The sequence below is a fragment of the Candidatus Clostridium stratigraminis genome (assembly GCF_045310675.1).
GTDB lineage: Bacteria > Bacillota > Clostridia > Clostridiales > Clostridiaceae > Clostridium_AT > Clostridium_AT stratigraminis.
This window is the reverse complement of sequence record NZ_JBJHZZ010000005.1, coordinates 190,980-205,467: the sequence shown is the minus strand read 5'-3', so window position 1 is coordinate 205,467 and position 14,488 is coordinate 190,980. Positions and strand designations below refer to the sequence as shown.

Sequence of the window (14,488 nt, the reverse complement as noted above, 5' to 3'; positions counted from 1 at the left end):
AAACAGCTTCGTCTTTATTCTGTACCAGCGCCTCAACATGTTTATAAGAAATTCTTCCACATCCTATTATAGCAAATTTTAACTTACTCATATTATCACCTCATACGTATTATAATAGTACTCTCGAAAACTTCTAAGGCATTGAAATTTCTAAATTGATTTTTAAAGCCACTCTACCACCGAAAGGTGTTGGGGCAGAATAGTGAGAATATTTCTTGGTGTATTTAATTGTTTTATAGCTGCTTGGGCTTCAGAAAAACCAATAAATCTTACAGATGTTTTTCCAGGTCTAAAAAATATAGCAGCATAATATTATACTTACTTTTAGCTTAATCGCCATCCTACGGTTTTTAAAAGGGTTTGTAAAAAGCCTTTTTGTTATGCCTGTAATTAATTTCGCCATAATCAGCTATACAAATAAATACTAGTTATTGATAAAACTAGGAAATTATTAATATTGTTTTTCGACTATACTATCATACTTGTAAAGATAATTTAAACTATCTAGTCGTTAACTCATTTACGCTTATAATTGAAAGTCAATTTATGTTTTTTTAACCAAAGTAAAATACCAACCTTTTTTTCATAAAATATGATATTAAACCAATATATAAAATAAACTAAAATTACACCACCTGTTAGTAACCATGTAAAAAAAGAAGTATTTAAACATCCCCAAATTAATATTAAAATTATAATATAATTAGTTTTATAATCATATTTACGCAAAATATTTCGTAAACCTTCAAATACGAGCGTATATAAAAACGGATATAAGATAACTCCTAAAAATTTAAAATTTAAATAAGCGTCACCTAATAATCCATTGTTGGCATTATTATCGAAATGACCAGTATATAACCCACCGATTAAGAATTCAACTTTCATAGAGTATGGATATACAAAAAAATATCTTAAGATACTACCTCTTAAAAGTAATGGTTGCTTATTAAAAATATAATCAATATAATAATAATTTATTTCAGGTGCAGCTATTGTCGTTCTATAAAATATTCCAGATATAATATTATTTTTAAACAACAAGGAACTTAAATATCCTAAAATTGAACAAATTATAAGAAATAATAGTATGGAATTTATGACAGAATATTTATTATATTTCCCTTTAACAATAAAACAAACTCCAAATACTAATAAAAAAACAACTACCCATGTTTTCATTCCATTTATTGAAAATAACATCATCCCAAGAAATAATGTAACCGCAACTAAAATATATTTTTTTGACTTTAAATATTCAAGTATACAAATAGGCAGTAATATCGTGCCCATTAATGGAAGCATATACTGAAAATAAATTGGCATTTTTATATTCCTTAAAGCTAATCTATATTTATAAATATCAGCAAAACTAATTAAAATCCTTAGCCCCCCATATAAGTAAGAAGCCGTAAGAGTGGTTACTGCGCAGACAATTAAAATTATATTTATTAAAGTTTTATTAATATTTATTAACTTTTCAGTTTCTCCCTTTGAAGATGATTTCTTAAATATTACTTTAGGAACATACATTGCACATAAAATAAAAATTAGCCAAAATAATATATCATATATAAAATAGATAGTTGGCTCATTCTTAAGGGCAAATAAAGAAAAAGACGGAATAATAACAAATAAAGATAATAATTGGAAAACTATAAACCAAAAAGTCTCTTTTTCAAATTTTAAAATTACCACTACTAATATAAAGAAGCTGACCCAGGAAATGAACATTTTATAAATATTAAAATCAAGCGAAACGCCAAGATAGCCATATATTTTTGATAAATTAATAGTATATAAGCTTTCCAGAAAAAATTTATAGATTATCAGCAGTATTACATACAATCGCTTATTTTTATCTTTCGGACTTAAAATTTTATCTAATAGTATATTCATAACCCTTATATTTGAAATTTTATCTAAAATCTTATTCATATATTTTCTCCCCTTTGCTCAAATATATATGCCCTACAAGATATAGCATTACTAATCTAACAATATTGGCAAAAATTATACAAATACAAAATCCAGATATTCCATAAACTTTCAACATAAAAATCCCAAGTAAAATATAAATAACACTATAAGCTAGTTGAATAAATATCTGCCAAACCATTGGTGCAAACTTTAAAATTGCAGGCTGTGTCATGCTTGCTGTCATTCCTAATATTGCTCCTAAATTAGCAATCAATATATATGGTTTAGCGCTTTCAATTAATGATGGATATAGTATCCCTGTAAACCAAGTAGATACAATACAGGATACACCGAAAAATGCTGCAGAGAACAATAATACTATAATATTTATATGCCAAAATAACTTACGAGTAAATTTAAACGACTTTTGTGCATAGTAACCTAAAAGTACTCCTGCAATTGGAGTAAAAACTAATCCTATGCTTTTTCCAAAAAAGGTAGCAACTGTAAATGTAGATACTGCTTCTCCTCCTAATAGAGGAAATATAATTAACCTATCCATATATGAGAGTGCTGTTGCCATTGCACAAGTTAGGATAAGCATCAAATAACTTGAAAAAGTTTCCTTCAAAGCTTCTGTAGTTTTTGTGGGTTCTTTAATAAGATCGGTTGTAAAAAGAAGGAACAAAACTCCAAATACTTCCCCCATTAAAAACGGGAATGTCCATATATTGGTTAACCGAAAAATAAAAAGTCCCACTACATAACCAATTGCATTTACACCGTTACAAATTAAATTAAGAGTAAAATTCAGTTTCAACCTGTAGTCAACAAGAAAATATGACTTTACAATTCCTAAAATAACTGTGAAAATCAAAATTATGTCGTTTAACATACCTATATTTTGAAAACCAAGTATGAGACAGAGGGTAAATATTGCACCTAAAATACTAACAGCTAATAGAATAACATTAAAATCACCTTTTATACCTCTGTTTTCATATGTTTGGTTTCGAACTAACCTTATATTATTTAATGAATTCCCCAACGAATTCACGATTGTATTAACTATGCCCATTATTGTTAATATTAGGCCATAATTATATGCTGAAACACTTTTAGCTATTAAAGGGTAAATTAGTACTTGCAATGTAGCAACTATTAATAGTGATGCTAATGTATTTGTAGAAAAATCATAAACCATTTTTTTTAAGCGTTTTATTTTCACTATTTTTCCTTTCGTCTAAGAGCTAATATTTAAAAGATAACTATTTATATAATCTTTTACCTAATCTTCTGTAGTCTAATTTCTCACAGGCTAATCTAAATGATAATTCTCTCTTATTGTCTAATATTTTTCTATTTCGTGATATTTCACTAAATAAATTAACCATATCTGGTATATTTCTCATATAAAATGCAGTATCCTTCAATAAAAATAAATGGCTGTCATAAGGATATACTGCCACGGCTGAACCACAGCACAATGCATTTTGCATTGTAGCAGATTGGCTACCTGGTTGAACATACAAATCACAGGCACATAAATATTTTGTTAATTCATTTTGGTCTTTCCAACCAATATATAAAATTCTGTTATTCTTTTTAATAAGTTCCTCAATATTATTTTTTACTGATTCCGCTATTGAGCCTATTATCACTAGTTTTAAATTTTCTTTATCTGCTTTTAGAAAAGCTTCTAATAATTCTCGGGTACGTTTGAATCTATCTAATTTACCAGAATGAACTAATAAAATATCTTTATCGCTTAAACCAATAAGTTGTCTGATTTCATTTCTGGTTTTCATCCTTTCCTCTTCATCTAAAACAAATCCACCCAAAGGAAAATACTCCAACTTATCTTCTTTAATATCATATATTTCCTGTGAAAATATTTTCGTTTCATAAGTTATGTAAAATATTTTATCTATATATTTATAAATTTTCTTTATAACATTTTTATAAAATATTCCATGTAATATATTTTTAGAAATCCAATTCCGTCCGCTGTTATTTTTATCTTCATGGCTGTCTACATAAAATTTTACATGTGGATTATTTTTCTTATATTTTGCTACTGTTATAAGTTCATATGCTGCAGCTCCATGAAATAAAATTACATCTGGTGAAAATTCCTCAATAATTTTATATACATTCTCATAATGTCTAATTTTTTTCATAATAAAATGTGGTAAATATGTTTTGTAAGCTATTCTTTCAACTTCTATACCGTCTTTAGTATAATACTTCTCTGGTTTTGTATATCCTATTTGAGAATTTTCAATAAATGTTTCTGTTGATGCTATTATTTTAACTTTATGCCCATCCATTTTATTTATAGATGGCAATACATTTTCTTGGTAGTTATAATTATCTATATAAAAACATGATAAACAACAATGTAAAATCTTCATTAATTTACCTCTTCTATAAACTTAGCAACATCATCAAAATATTGTGCGTATTTACATAATTTTTCATCATTAAAATCCCACCATTTAGTTTCAAGTAGTTTATTTATAGTATCCTCATTAAATCTTTTTCTTATTAACTTAGCTGGGTTACCTGCCCATATTTCATAAGGTGGTATATCTTTTGTAACAACACTTCCCATACCAACAACTGCCCCATTACCGATAGAAACACCAGATTTTATTAAAACTTTAGAACCAATCCAAACATCATTTCCAATTTCAGTATGCTTTGATGTGTTATATTGATGATATGAATATTTTTTCTTAATTTGATCTCTATTTTCATTAAATACAGGAGATGTAGACACCCACTCAATTGAGTGACTTGCTCCTCCAATCTCACAGTTGCCAGAAATCGAACAAAAGCTACCTATATTAGTATTGGTTATTATGCAATCATATCCGCAAAAAGAATGTCTACCCATTTTAGAATCTACAAACTGAGTCCCTGCAGCAATACTGGAAGTCTTATCAACATCACTATTTTTTATTGCTCTTAAATGCATTTTTTTAATTATTTTTGATATAATATATTCTAATTTACTAAACATTTAACCACCTTATTTGTTTTTAACTTTTATTTATTATCATTACTAAAACCTAAAGCTAATTCCTCCTGAGTGGGATAATTTATAAGTACTGCCTTCAGCGGTCCATAATATACAAATAAACTTCCGGCAGCCGCTGCAGATGCACCGCTATCAACTGCTTTTACACAGTCCGATAAATTTCCTGCTCCGCCAATAGCCACAACCGGTATATTTACAGCTGAACTAACTTTTCCAATAAGCTCATAATCATATCCATTCATAACGCCATCTTTATCTATAGAATTAATAAATATTTCACCTGCGCCTAAATCTTCTGCTTTCTTTGCATATTCAACTGGGTTTAATTTAGTATCCTTCGTACCCGCCATAATATAAGCTGAATAGGAGCCAAAAAAACCTTTTTTTACATCAATAGAAGCTACTATACTTTGAGATCCAAAATTCTTAGCAGCATCAGTTATTAACTTAGGATTAGTAAATAAAGCAGTGTTTAGAGCAACCTTTTCTACTCCAAGCTTGTAAAGCATCTCAATTTGTTCGATTGTTGTTACTCCACCACCATAACACATAGGCATAAAACATTCTTTTGTTAATTGTTTTAAGTAATCAAAATCTGGCCCTTTACCACTAACTGTTGCCGATATGTCTAAAACTACAATTTCGTCAGTTTCCTTATCATTAAAGAGTTTTAGTGTATTGATTGGATCCCCTAAATACCTTGGACTCTTAAATTTTATTGTTTTATATAGTCCTTTATCTTTCAATAATAAACATGGAATTACCCTGCTTCTATACATTACACCATCTCCACAAAGTTCTTTAATAAATTCATACCGTATTTATGGCTTTTTTCAGGATGAAATTGAACCCCTAAAATTTTATCTTTTCCAATTGAGCTTGCAAACTTAATACCATATTCTGTTGTAGCTAAAACATTTTCCTCATTTTCACAATTAACGAAATAGGAATGAACAAAGTAAAAACGCATATTCTCTAAAGAATTATTAAAAAGCCCCGTATCTGATTTAGGATGGACGTAATCCCATCCCATATGAGGTATTTTTATCTTTTCACCATTATATTCAGGTCTAAATTTTATGGTATGAGCTTTTATGAAGCCTAGTCCTTTTAAAGTTCCTTCCTCACTACCTTCAGTTAATAACTGCATTCCAAGGCATATTCCAAGCAATGGAGTATTCCCTATTAAAATTTTTTCTTTAAGTACTTCAGTAATACCCAAATCATTAAGATTTTTCATTCCATAATCAAAGGATCCGACTCCAGGTAATATTATTTTATCTGCATTACGAATGTCAGAAGGTTGGGATGTGATTAGAGCATCTACTCCAATTCTTTTTAGTATATTTTGAATAGATGCAACATTCCCCATATTATAATCTATTATTGTTATCATATTACACCTCAAGAACAAATTTAAAGTATTTACATTTTATTTGATATTTTTATCTAAAATTACGTGTCTCAAGTCCTACAGTTTGTGCTAATTTAATTGCAAGATTTATAAGCGTTAAACTTGATTTATAATCTTTATATGTCTTATTCTCCATCTTCATCATCTCTTCAAACTCATCCTTTGTTATGCCCAATTTCCTTGCAATAAACTCCATATCCTGTATTGCTTCTTTCTCAGGATACGGTGGCTGTTTTAATATTTCTAAAGCATCCTCTCTGCTAAGCTGTCCAGTTAAAATAAGACTTGAAAAATGAGCTTTCCTTTTGTCATATCCGAACTTTTTAATTAACCAATATCCTTCATAAAACCTGGTAAAAACATTTTCATAATGTTTATTTTTATATCTTTCCCATCCAAATCTATCATGCAATTCCTTAATAACATCTTCTTTATAATAAGGTATTAAATCTAATGGTTTAATTACTTTCATTCCTTTAATGTATCTATAATATAATTTATATTTAAACATTCCACACAATGGAAGACCTTTTAAAGAAACCTTCCCATACTTTTTATGAATGTCTCTAATTTGTCTTATATCATTAACATGTACCCATTCATTTGGTTCTCTAACGCATTCTGTAGAAAAATTACCACCAGTAATTACATACTTAAATCCATTTTTAGCAGCATAGTTATATAAAGATGCAAATATTACATGGTCTTGTGGACTATCCTGATAAGGTACCTGTGACTTAAAATATGCAAGTTGCAAATCTTTCATTTGTTCCCAATTAATTACTTCAGTATATAAATCGACTTTTAGACTTTTTACTAGTCTTTCTATATTTTGATTTGCTACATTAAGATTCCATCCTATATCTGCTGAAAATGCTAAAGGTCTTAATCCCCATTTCTCTTTTGCAACATAAATTAAGTATGAACTGTCAACTCCACCACTTAGCCCAATGATGCAATCATATGGCTTTCCTTTTCCATCAGCTTTAATTTTATCTAGAATTTTATTTAATTGTTTGGCTCCAATCTCATCTGGATGCCAGTTTGGTTTAATATTATTATAGAAATTATTACAATGATCACACATTCCTTTTTCATCAAAAATAATTTTAGAGTCTGTCGTATCCATTACACAATTTGTACAAACCTGATATTCCCTTTTATTCATAATATATTTGTTCTCCCTTTTTATTATTTAAAACTTTCCCCACACAACTCTATTAACATAATCTGTGTAAGACAATATAATTCTAAGTACCTTATCAGATACATTAGGCATACTATAATCTGCTACTCTTCTTAAGGTATCCATATTCTGAGTCACTAATATTTCTAAGCCTTGCATTATTCTTTCTTTTTCTAAGCCTACCATCATAACTGAAGCTTCTTCCATTGCTTCAGGTCTTTCATGAGCTTGTCTTATATTTAATGCCTTAAAACCAAGTATTGAAGATTCTTCACTTATGGTTCCACTATCGCTTATAACTGCCTTTGATTTTAACTGTAGTTTAACATAATCATTGAATCCAAGAGGTTTCATAAGTGAAATTAATGGGTTAAATTCTATTCCTCTAGCTTCAATCATTTTCCTAGTTCTTGGATGTGTGCTAACTATAATTGGAAGCTTATATTTATCAGCAATGGTATTTAAACTATCAACTAGATTTAAAAAGTTTTTTTCTGAATTTATATTTTCTTCTCTATGTGCTGATACAACAAAGTATTGTCCTTCTTTTAAGTTTAATCTTTCTAGAACATCAGCATTTTCAATATTGTCTTTTCTAGAATTTAAAACCTCAAACATAGGACTTCCAGTCTTTATTATTCTATCTGATGGATAGCCTTCTCTTAGTAGATACTCCCTTGCAATATCGCTGTAGGTCATATTTATATCTGATGTATGATCTACAATCTTTCTATTAGACTCTTCAGGTACCCTTTGATCAAAGCATCTATTTCCAGCTTCCATATGGAATATTGGAATGTGTCTTCTTTTAGCAGCTATTGCTGTAAGGCAGCTGTTAGTATCTCCAAGTACTAAGAAAGCATCAGGTTTAACTTCTTCCATTATAGGGTCAATTTTAACAAGAATATTCCCTATAGTCTCTACTGCTGTACCAGTAGCAGCATTAAGGAAATAATCTGGCTTTTTTAAATTGAAATCCTTAAAGAATACGTCATTTAATTCATAGTCATAATTTTGACCTGTATGAACAAGAATGTGTTCTATAGCTTCAGATGCCTCTAATTTATTTATTACAGCAGATAACCTTATTATTTCCGGCCTAGTTCCAACTACAGTCATTACCTTTAGTTTCTTCATATTTTAAACCTCCAAAAAGTAAGTATCTGGTTTCTCTGGATTAAAGGCCTCATTTGCCCACATTACTGTAACCATATCAGCATCCCCTATATTTGCAATGGAATGGGTATAGCCTGTAGGAATATCTATCACTTGGAGCTTTTCTCCACTTACCTTATATTCTATAATTTCATCTGAGTCTATTCTTCTAAATCGAATTAAGCCAGTACCACTTACTACTAAAAACTTTTCATTTTTAGAATTATGCCAATGATTTCCCTTTATAATTCCAGGTTTAGCCACATTTATAGAAACCTGTCCTCTATCTATGGTTCTTATAAATTCAGTAAAGGACCCTCTATTATCACAATGCATATTTAAATCATAGGAAAAGTCCTCTTCTGGTAGAAAGCTTAAATAGGTACTGTAAAGCTTCTTAGTTAATTCATCTTCCATATTTGGAATATTTAAATTAGTTCTACTATCTTTAAAGCTTCTTATTGTATCAGCTAAATTACCTAATTTAATATCATGGGTAATTGGAACGCAGCAGTACTCACTATTTTTAGTTTCTTTTTCTTGTAATGCTCTTATAAATTCATCTACAACATCATCTATATAGCAGAGTGTAAGCTCTGCTTCTGGATTGTTTATCTGTATATCAAGACCCCTAGCTATATTGTAACAGTAAGTTGCAACTACAGTATTATAGTTTGGTCTACTCCATTTTCCAAAAAGATTTGTTAATCTATATACTAAAGCTTTGGCTCCTGTTTCTCTACCATATTGAAATATTAGTTCTTCTCCAGCCCTTTTGCTTTTCCCATATGGATTATCTCTTTCAGCCTGTATTGAGGAAGTAATTAAAATTGGAGCCTTATTGTTATGCTTTTTTAAAAGCTCTAAAAGCTCTGAAGTAAAACCAAAGTTGCCTTCCATAAATTCTTTATCATCCTTTGGTCTGTTAACACCTGCTAGGTGAAAAACAAATTCACAGTTTTTAGTATATTCTTCTAAAAGTGATTTTTCTGTATCTATATCGAAACTATATATGTCCTTATATCCTCTATTATTAAGCTCTGCTATGAGGTTTTTACCTACGAAGCCCTTAGCTCCTGTTACAAGTAATTTCATATTAACTCCTACCTCTCCATAAAAAACTATTTAGTAGCTGCAGCTTCTCTTAAATTATTCCATATTTGAAGCTCTTCTTTTATATAGTCAAGCTTTAATAATTTTTCTTTTATTTGCTCTATAGTTAAAAGTTCTGTATTCTGTGAGTCATATTCTTCTTCTGATGATAACTTTTCATTACCTTCTACAAAATATTTATCATAGTTTAAGTCTCTTTTATCAGCTGGTACTCTGAAAAATTCACCCATATCTTCAGAATGTACATATTCTTCTTTGGTTAATAGAGTTTCATATAACTTCTCACCATGTCTTGTTCCTATTATCTTTATTTCATTATCTGCGTGGAATAATTCTTTTATTGCTTGTGCTAAATCTCCTATAGTGGAAGCTGGTGATTTTTGAACCATAATATCTCCTGTTTGACCGTTTTCAAAAGCAAATACCACAAGTTCTACTGCTTCATCAAGGCTCATTAAATATCTAGTCATAACTGGGTTTGTAATGGTTAATGCTTGTCCACTTTTTATTTGCTCAACAAATAGCGGAATAACAGAACCACGAGATGCCATAACATTTCCATACCTTGTACCACAAATTACAGTTCTATCAGGTGATACAGTCCTTGATTTAGCTACAAATACCTTCTCCATCATAGCCTTTGAAATACCCATCGCATTTATAGGATAGGCCGCTTTATCTGTTGATAGACAGATTACTTTTTTTACTCCATACTCTATTGCTGCGGTTAGGACATTGTCTGTTCCAATAATATTTGTTTTTACTGCTTCAATGGGAAAGAATTCGCAAGATGGGACTTGTTTTAGAGCTGCTGCATGGAAAATATAATCTACCCCATGCATTGCATTTTTAACAGAAGATAAATCTCTAACATCACCTATATAGAACTTAACTTTATCATTTTTATATATTTTTCTCATATCGTCTTGTTTTTTCTCATCACGTGAAAATATTCGAATTTCTTTTATATCTGTATCTAGAAACCTTTTGAGTACTGCATTTCCAAATGAACCTGTACCCCCAGTGATTAGTAATGTCCTATTCTTAAACATTTTTACGCCTCCAATTTTTTAAGAGCATTTTCTAATTTTAAAAAAAATTTCTCTTTGCTATAGTTTTCTAAATAGTACTTCAACGCATTTTCTGCCATCTGTTCTCTATTTTTGCTATTACAAAACTTTAATATCAACTCTGCTAAACCCTTAAAATTTTCTGCTTCACAGCATAAGCCACATTTAGCTTCTTCTATAATTAGCTTAGTTTCTCCATTTGCTGAGCCAATGATGGGTTTTCCAGCAGCCATATAGGTCTGTACTTTACCAGGTAATGTATATGATAATGTCTTATTATCTTTAAAGGTAATAAGCATTGCATCTGCCATTTCATAAAATTTAGGCATTTCTTGTATCGGTCTTCTTCCATAAAATTTAACATTTTTAAGTTCTAAGTCTTTAGCAAGCTTTTTACACTCTGCTAATTTAGAACCTTCTCCAATGATATGAAAGACAATATTGGAGTATCCATGCAATTCACCAGCTGCTTTAATAATTGTTTCTACACTTTGCATATCGCCGATATTGCCCGCAAAAACAAAATTATATATTTTATTTTCAGCACGAATTATAGCTTCTACAGGCTTATTTTTATCCTCATTAATAAAAATATCCTCTGCGTATTGTGGTAAAAGCTCAATGTTAATATCCATTATTTTAAGCGTGTTATTGAAATAATCATTAAACATACTTGAGGTTACTAGGATAGTATCTGCTGAATTATAAATCCATTTTGATATCCTATAAAACACCTTGTAAATTAATGATGCTTCATTTATTCCCCCAGCAGCTAAACTATCTGGCCATAAGTCCAAGCAATATAATAATATCTTCTTATGGTATTTCTTTTTGTAAGCCATTGCAGGAATACCCATCAATACTGGAGATAACTGATTTACGAGTACTATATCAAATTTTTGATTTAGGTTATTAATTTTTAATGTTGCAGATAATGCATAGCTTATATAATTAAGAAAAAGTTTAATATTGCTGCTTCCCCTGCCTATTTCAAAACATCTTATAATATTAACGCCATTTATTACTTCATTTCTCTTTTTACCATGGCGATATTCATCAAGAACTCTTCCTTCTGGATAATTTGGAAGACCAGTTATAACAGTAACTTCATGTCCTCTTTTTACAAGGTTTTCACATATATCCGTAATTCTGAAAGGTTCTGGATAATAATATTGACAAACAACCAGTATTTTCATATAAACCTTCATTCTCCAATCTTACCCAAGGAACTAATTTTTTTACCTAAGTAACCTACTTTTCCACAACACAAGTGGTAGCCTTTCAACTACCACCTTTACTTACATACTTGCTTCATTTCTTTCAACAACGTTATTATTTCCGCCTTCAATAATTCCGTCTGCCTTTAAAACCTTAAAAACAGTTCTAAATAAAATCTTAATATCAAATAGTATTGATCTATTTTTCAAATACTCTGAATCATAATATGTTTTAACGGTATCTGTTAGCTGATCTCTACCATTTACTTGAGCCCATCCAGTGACTCCAGGGAGGAGCTTATGCACTCCTGCTTTTGTTCTAAGTTTTTTCAATTCATACTGATTATATAGTGCTGGTCTTGGTCCTACAAAGGTCATATTCCCTTTAAAAATATTTATTAATTGAGGAAGCTCATCTAAGCTTGACTTTCTTAAAAATTTGCCTGTAAATGTAATATAACCCTTTGTATTATCAAATTTTTCTGTTGCAACATTTGGTGTTCCAATCTTCATAGTCCTAAATTTATAAAACTTAAATAGTTCATTATCCTTTCCTATTCTCATTTGAGTAAAAAATACTGGACCCCTTGAATCCAGTTTTATTAGTATCCCTATAATTAAAAAAATAGGAGAAAAAACAATTAGTAATATTAAACTTGATAAAATGTCTAAAATCCTTCTCATAAATCCTCCATCACCTCCATTAAATATAAATTTCAAATCCAATGCAATGAATTTAAATAATAGCAACAATTAACTTTTATTGATAATCTTCTATCTATGTTGAAATTCTACAAAAAATAGCATTTAATATCTATTTATGAATTTTGCATATAATTAATATAGCAAATATTTCTCTAAATTTCAAACATTTTAGGTCTTATAAAGTTACAACTTATGACAAATTATAAATAATTTCATAAATAAATATCCATCATATAGTATATGTAATAAATACTTCCAAATAAATTATACGCCTTTTTTTCAAAGGTATACCTCTTATATTTATTTTTCAAAAAATAAATATAAGAAATTGCCAAACTATTGTAAGATGCTTGCAACATTAGGTTTCTAAATTATATTTTAAAATCATATGATTTTATATGAGATTATTGAATTTTATGTTATAATCTTATTTGTGTCATAATGATATTTGTTAGTAAAGAAAATTGTTGAATTATATTTTGATAAATTAATTATTTTTATTAATTATTGAATATATACAAGCTATAGACTAGTACTATAGTTTAAATAATGATAGACAATCATAATAAAACGGGAATTATTAAAGGAGTGAATTAAATTTGGGCCAAAATAATCAATCAAAAAGAAAAGTAGCCAAAAAACCTAAGAAGCATAAAAAACTTAAAATTTTTCTATGGGTACTATTATTTTTAATATTACTGATAGGCGGAGTTGCTGGTGGATATGTCCTTTCTCAACTTGGGAAAATTCAGAATACTAATATATCTCAAAGTAATGAAGATTTGGGAATAGATCAAAGTACAATTGATAAAATAAGTACAGCTGGTGATGATGTCATTAATGTTGCTTTATTTGGAGTAGACAGGCGTAATAAGGGAGAAAACGGGAACTCAGATGCCATTATGGTTGCTTCTATTGATACCAAAAATAAAAAGATTAAGCTTAGTTCCATAATGCGCGATTCCTATGTTAATGTTGATGGATTAGGCATGACTAAAATTAACGCAGCCTATCAAAAAGGTGGTCCTCAATTAGCTATAAAGACAATTAATCAAAATTTTAAACTTAATATTAAAGATTACTTTACTGTTGACTTTTTCAGTTTAGAAAAGATAATAGATGCACTTGGTGGTGTTCAAATAAATGTAAAACCTGCCGAGGTTGAAAATATCAATCAAAGCGTAACTGAAGTATCAAATATTGAGAAAGAAACTCCAAAACTTGTTTCTCACAGTGGATTACAGACATTAACTGGAAGACAGGCTGTTGCCTATGCTAGAATAAGATATGTTGGAAACAATGACTTTGAAAGAACTGATAGACAAAGAACAGTACTAACACTATTATTTCAGAAAATACAAAATGGTGGTTTAGCAAATTACTCTAAAACTGTAAACACTATAATTCCTTATACTGAAACAAGTATGTCTACTATGGATATTCTTTCACTAGGTACAAAAGTACTTACTTCAGGAACACATTCTCTAGACCAACAAAGATTCCCAGTTGACGGATATTGGAGTGACTATGTATATAATGGAGTTGATTATTTAAAAATTGATTTAAATGCTACATCAGATCAGTTGTTTAACTTCATATATAAAGATATAAAACCAACTCCAAAGAAATAATTTAATAATGGTATCGAAATGGGTTATTATCTTA

General features: G+C 29.4%; 13 protein-coding genes. 1 reads left to right on the top strand and 12 read right to left on the bottom strand.

Annotated elements, in window-relative coordinates:
- Positions 1-516 precede the first annotated feature (516 nt).
- The 12 genes from ACJDUG_RS10185 to ACJDUG_RS10130 form a co-directional block, all read right to left on the bottom strand.
- Positions 517-1,938 carry an O-antigen polymerase gene (locus ACJDUG_RS10185; RefSeq protein WP_406769790.1) on the bottom strand — a complete coding sequence of 474 codons (1,422 nt, stop codon included), beginning with the start codon at positions 1,936-1,938 and terminating at the stop codon, positions 517-519.
- Positions 1,931-3,124 carry a lipopolysaccharide biosynthesis protein gene (locus ACJDUG_RS10180; RefSeq protein ID WP_406769789.1) on the bottom strand — a complete coding sequence of 398 codons (1,194 nt, stop codon included), beginning with the start codon at positions 3,122-3,124 and terminating at the stop codon, positions 1,931-1,933. The genes ACJDUG_RS10185 and ACJDUG_RS10180 overlap by 8 nt, the downstream gene beginning before the upstream one ends.
- A gap of 64 nt (positions 3,125-3,188) precedes the next feature.
- Complete coding sequence (locus ACJDUG_RS10175) at positions 3,189-4,334, bottom strand: glycosyltransferase family 4 protein (protein WP_406769788.1); 1,146 nt, start codon at positions 4,332-4,334, stop codon at positions 3,189-3,191.
- Positions 4,334-4,945, bottom strand: coding sequence for a CatB-related O-acetyltransferase (locus ACJDUG_RS10170; protein WP_406769787.1), 612 nt, complete (start codon positions 4,943-4,945; stop codon positions 4,334-4,336). Before ACJDUG_RS10170 ends, ACJDUG_RS10175 begins: the two co-directional genes overlap by 1 nt.
- Positions 4,946-4,971: 26 nt before the next feature.
- On the bottom strand, positions 4,972-5,742 hold the full coding sequence (locus ACJDUG_RS10165) for an AglZ/HisF2 family acetamidino modification protein (RefSeq protein WP_406769786.1): 771 nt from the start codon (positions 5,740-5,742) through the stop codon (positions 4,972-4,974).
- Positions 5,742-6,359, bottom strand: coding sequence for an imidazole glycerol phosphate synthase subunit HisH (hisH, locus tag ACJDUG_RS10160; protein WP_406769785.1), 618 nt, complete (start codon positions 6,357-6,359; stop codon positions 5,742-5,744). Before hisH ends, ACJDUG_RS10165 begins: the two co-directional genes overlap by 1 nt.
- A 49-nt stretch (positions 6,360-6,408) precedes the next feature.
- The gene (locus ACJDUG_RS10155; protein WP_406769784.1) at positions 6,409-7,545 is read right to left on the bottom strand and encodes an N-acetyl sugar amidotransferase; all 1,137 of its coding nucleotides are present in this window, start codon (positions 7,543-7,545) and stop codon (positions 6,409-6,411) included.
- Between the two features lie 27 nt (positions 7,546-7,572).
- Entirely contained in the window at positions 7,573-8,700 is a 1,128-nt protein-coding gene (wecB, locus tag ACJDUG_RS10150) for a non-hydrolyzing UDP-N-acetylglucosamine 2-epimerase (protein WP_406769783.1), read from the bottom strand.
- Between the two features lie 3 nt (positions 8,701-8,703).
- A complete protein-coding gene (locus tag ACJDUG_RS10145) occupies positions 8,704-9,813 on the bottom strand; it encodes a capsular polysaccharide biosynthesis protein CapF (RefSeq protein ID WP_406769782.1) in 1,110 nt (369 codons plus the stop codon).
- A gap of 26 nt (positions 9,814-9,839) precedes the next feature.
- A complete protein-coding gene (locus tag ACJDUG_RS10140) occupies positions 9,840-10,883 on the bottom strand; it encodes a polysaccharide biosynthesis protein (RefSeq protein ID WP_406769781.1) in 1,044 nt (347 codons plus the stop codon).
- Positions 10,884-10,885: 2 nt separating this feature from the next.
- Positions 10,886-12,097 carry a glycosyltransferase family 4 protein gene (locus tag ACJDUG_RS10135; protein ID WP_406769780.1) on the bottom strand — a complete coding sequence of 404 codons (1,212 nt, stop codon included), beginning with the start codon at positions 12,095-12,097 and terminating at the stop codon, positions 10,886-10,888.
- A gap of 102 nt (positions 12,098-12,199) precedes the next feature.
- Positions 12,200-12,802: a sugar transferase gene (locus ACJDUG_RS10130; protein WP_406769779.1), complete on the bottom strand. Its 603-nt coding sequence runs from the start codon at positions 12,800-12,802 to the stop codon at positions 12,200-12,202.
- 620 nt (positions 12,803-13,422) lie between these two features.
- Between ACJDUG_RS10130 and ACJDUG_RS10125 the strand changes: the two genes are divergently transcribed.
- Positions 13,423-14,454, top strand: coding sequence for an LCP family protein (locus ACJDUG_RS10125; RefSeq protein ID WP_406769778.1), 1,032 nt, complete (start codon positions 13,423-13,425; stop codon positions 14,452-14,454).
- Positions 14,455-14,488 lie beyond the last annotated feature (34 nt).

Excerpts from the sequence above, each read along its gene's own strand:
- wecB (WP_406769783.1), bottom strand. The coding sequence starts at position 8,700 with ATGAAGAAACTAAAGGTAATGACTGTAGTTGGAACTAGGCCGGAAATA.
- ACJDUG_RS10185 (WP_406769790.1), bottom strand. The coding sequence starts at position 1,938 with ATGAATAAGATTTTAGATAAAATTTCAAATATAAGGGTTATGAATATA.
- hisH (WP_406769785.1), bottom strand. The coding sequence starts at position 6,359 with ATGATAACAATAATAGATTATAATATGGGGAATGTTGCATCTATTCAA.
- ACJDUG_RS10155 (WP_406769784.1), bottom strand. The coding sequence starts at position 7,545 with ATGAATAAAAGGGAATATCAGGTTTGTACAAATTGTGTAATGGATACG.
- ACJDUG_RS10145 (WP_406769782.1), bottom strand. The coding sequence starts at position 9,813 with ATGAAATTACTTGTAACAGGAGCTAAGGGCTTCGTAGGTAAAAACCTC.
- ACJDUG_RS10130 (WP_406769779.1), bottom strand. The coding sequence starts at position 12,802 with ATGAGAAGGATTTTAGACATTTTATCAAGTTTAATATTACTAATTGTT.
- ACJDUG_RS10165 (WP_406769786.1), bottom strand. The coding sequence starts at position 5,742 with ATGTATAGAAGCAGGGTAATTCCATGTTTATTATTGAAAGATAAAGGA.
- ACJDUG_RS10180 (WP_406769789.1), bottom strand. The coding sequence starts at position 3,124 with ATGGTTTATGATTTTTCTACAAATACATTAGCATCACTATTAATAGTT.
- ACJDUG_RS10140 (WP_406769781.1), bottom strand. The coding sequence starts at position 10,883 with ATGTTTAAGAATAGGACATTACTAATCACTGGGGGTACAGGTTCATTT.
- ACJDUG_RS10170 (WP_406769787.1), bottom strand. The coding sequence starts at position 4,945 with ATGTTTAGTAAATTAGAATATATTATATCAAAAATAATTAAAAAAATG.
- ACJDUG_RS10135 (WP_406769780.1), bottom strand. The coding sequence starts at position 12,097 with ATGAAAATACTGGTTGTTTGTCAATATTATTATCCAGAACCTTTCAGA.
- ACJDUG_RS10175 (WP_406769788.1), bottom strand. The coding sequence starts at position 4,334 with ATGAAGATTTTACATTGTTGTTTATCATGTTTTTATATAGATAATTAT.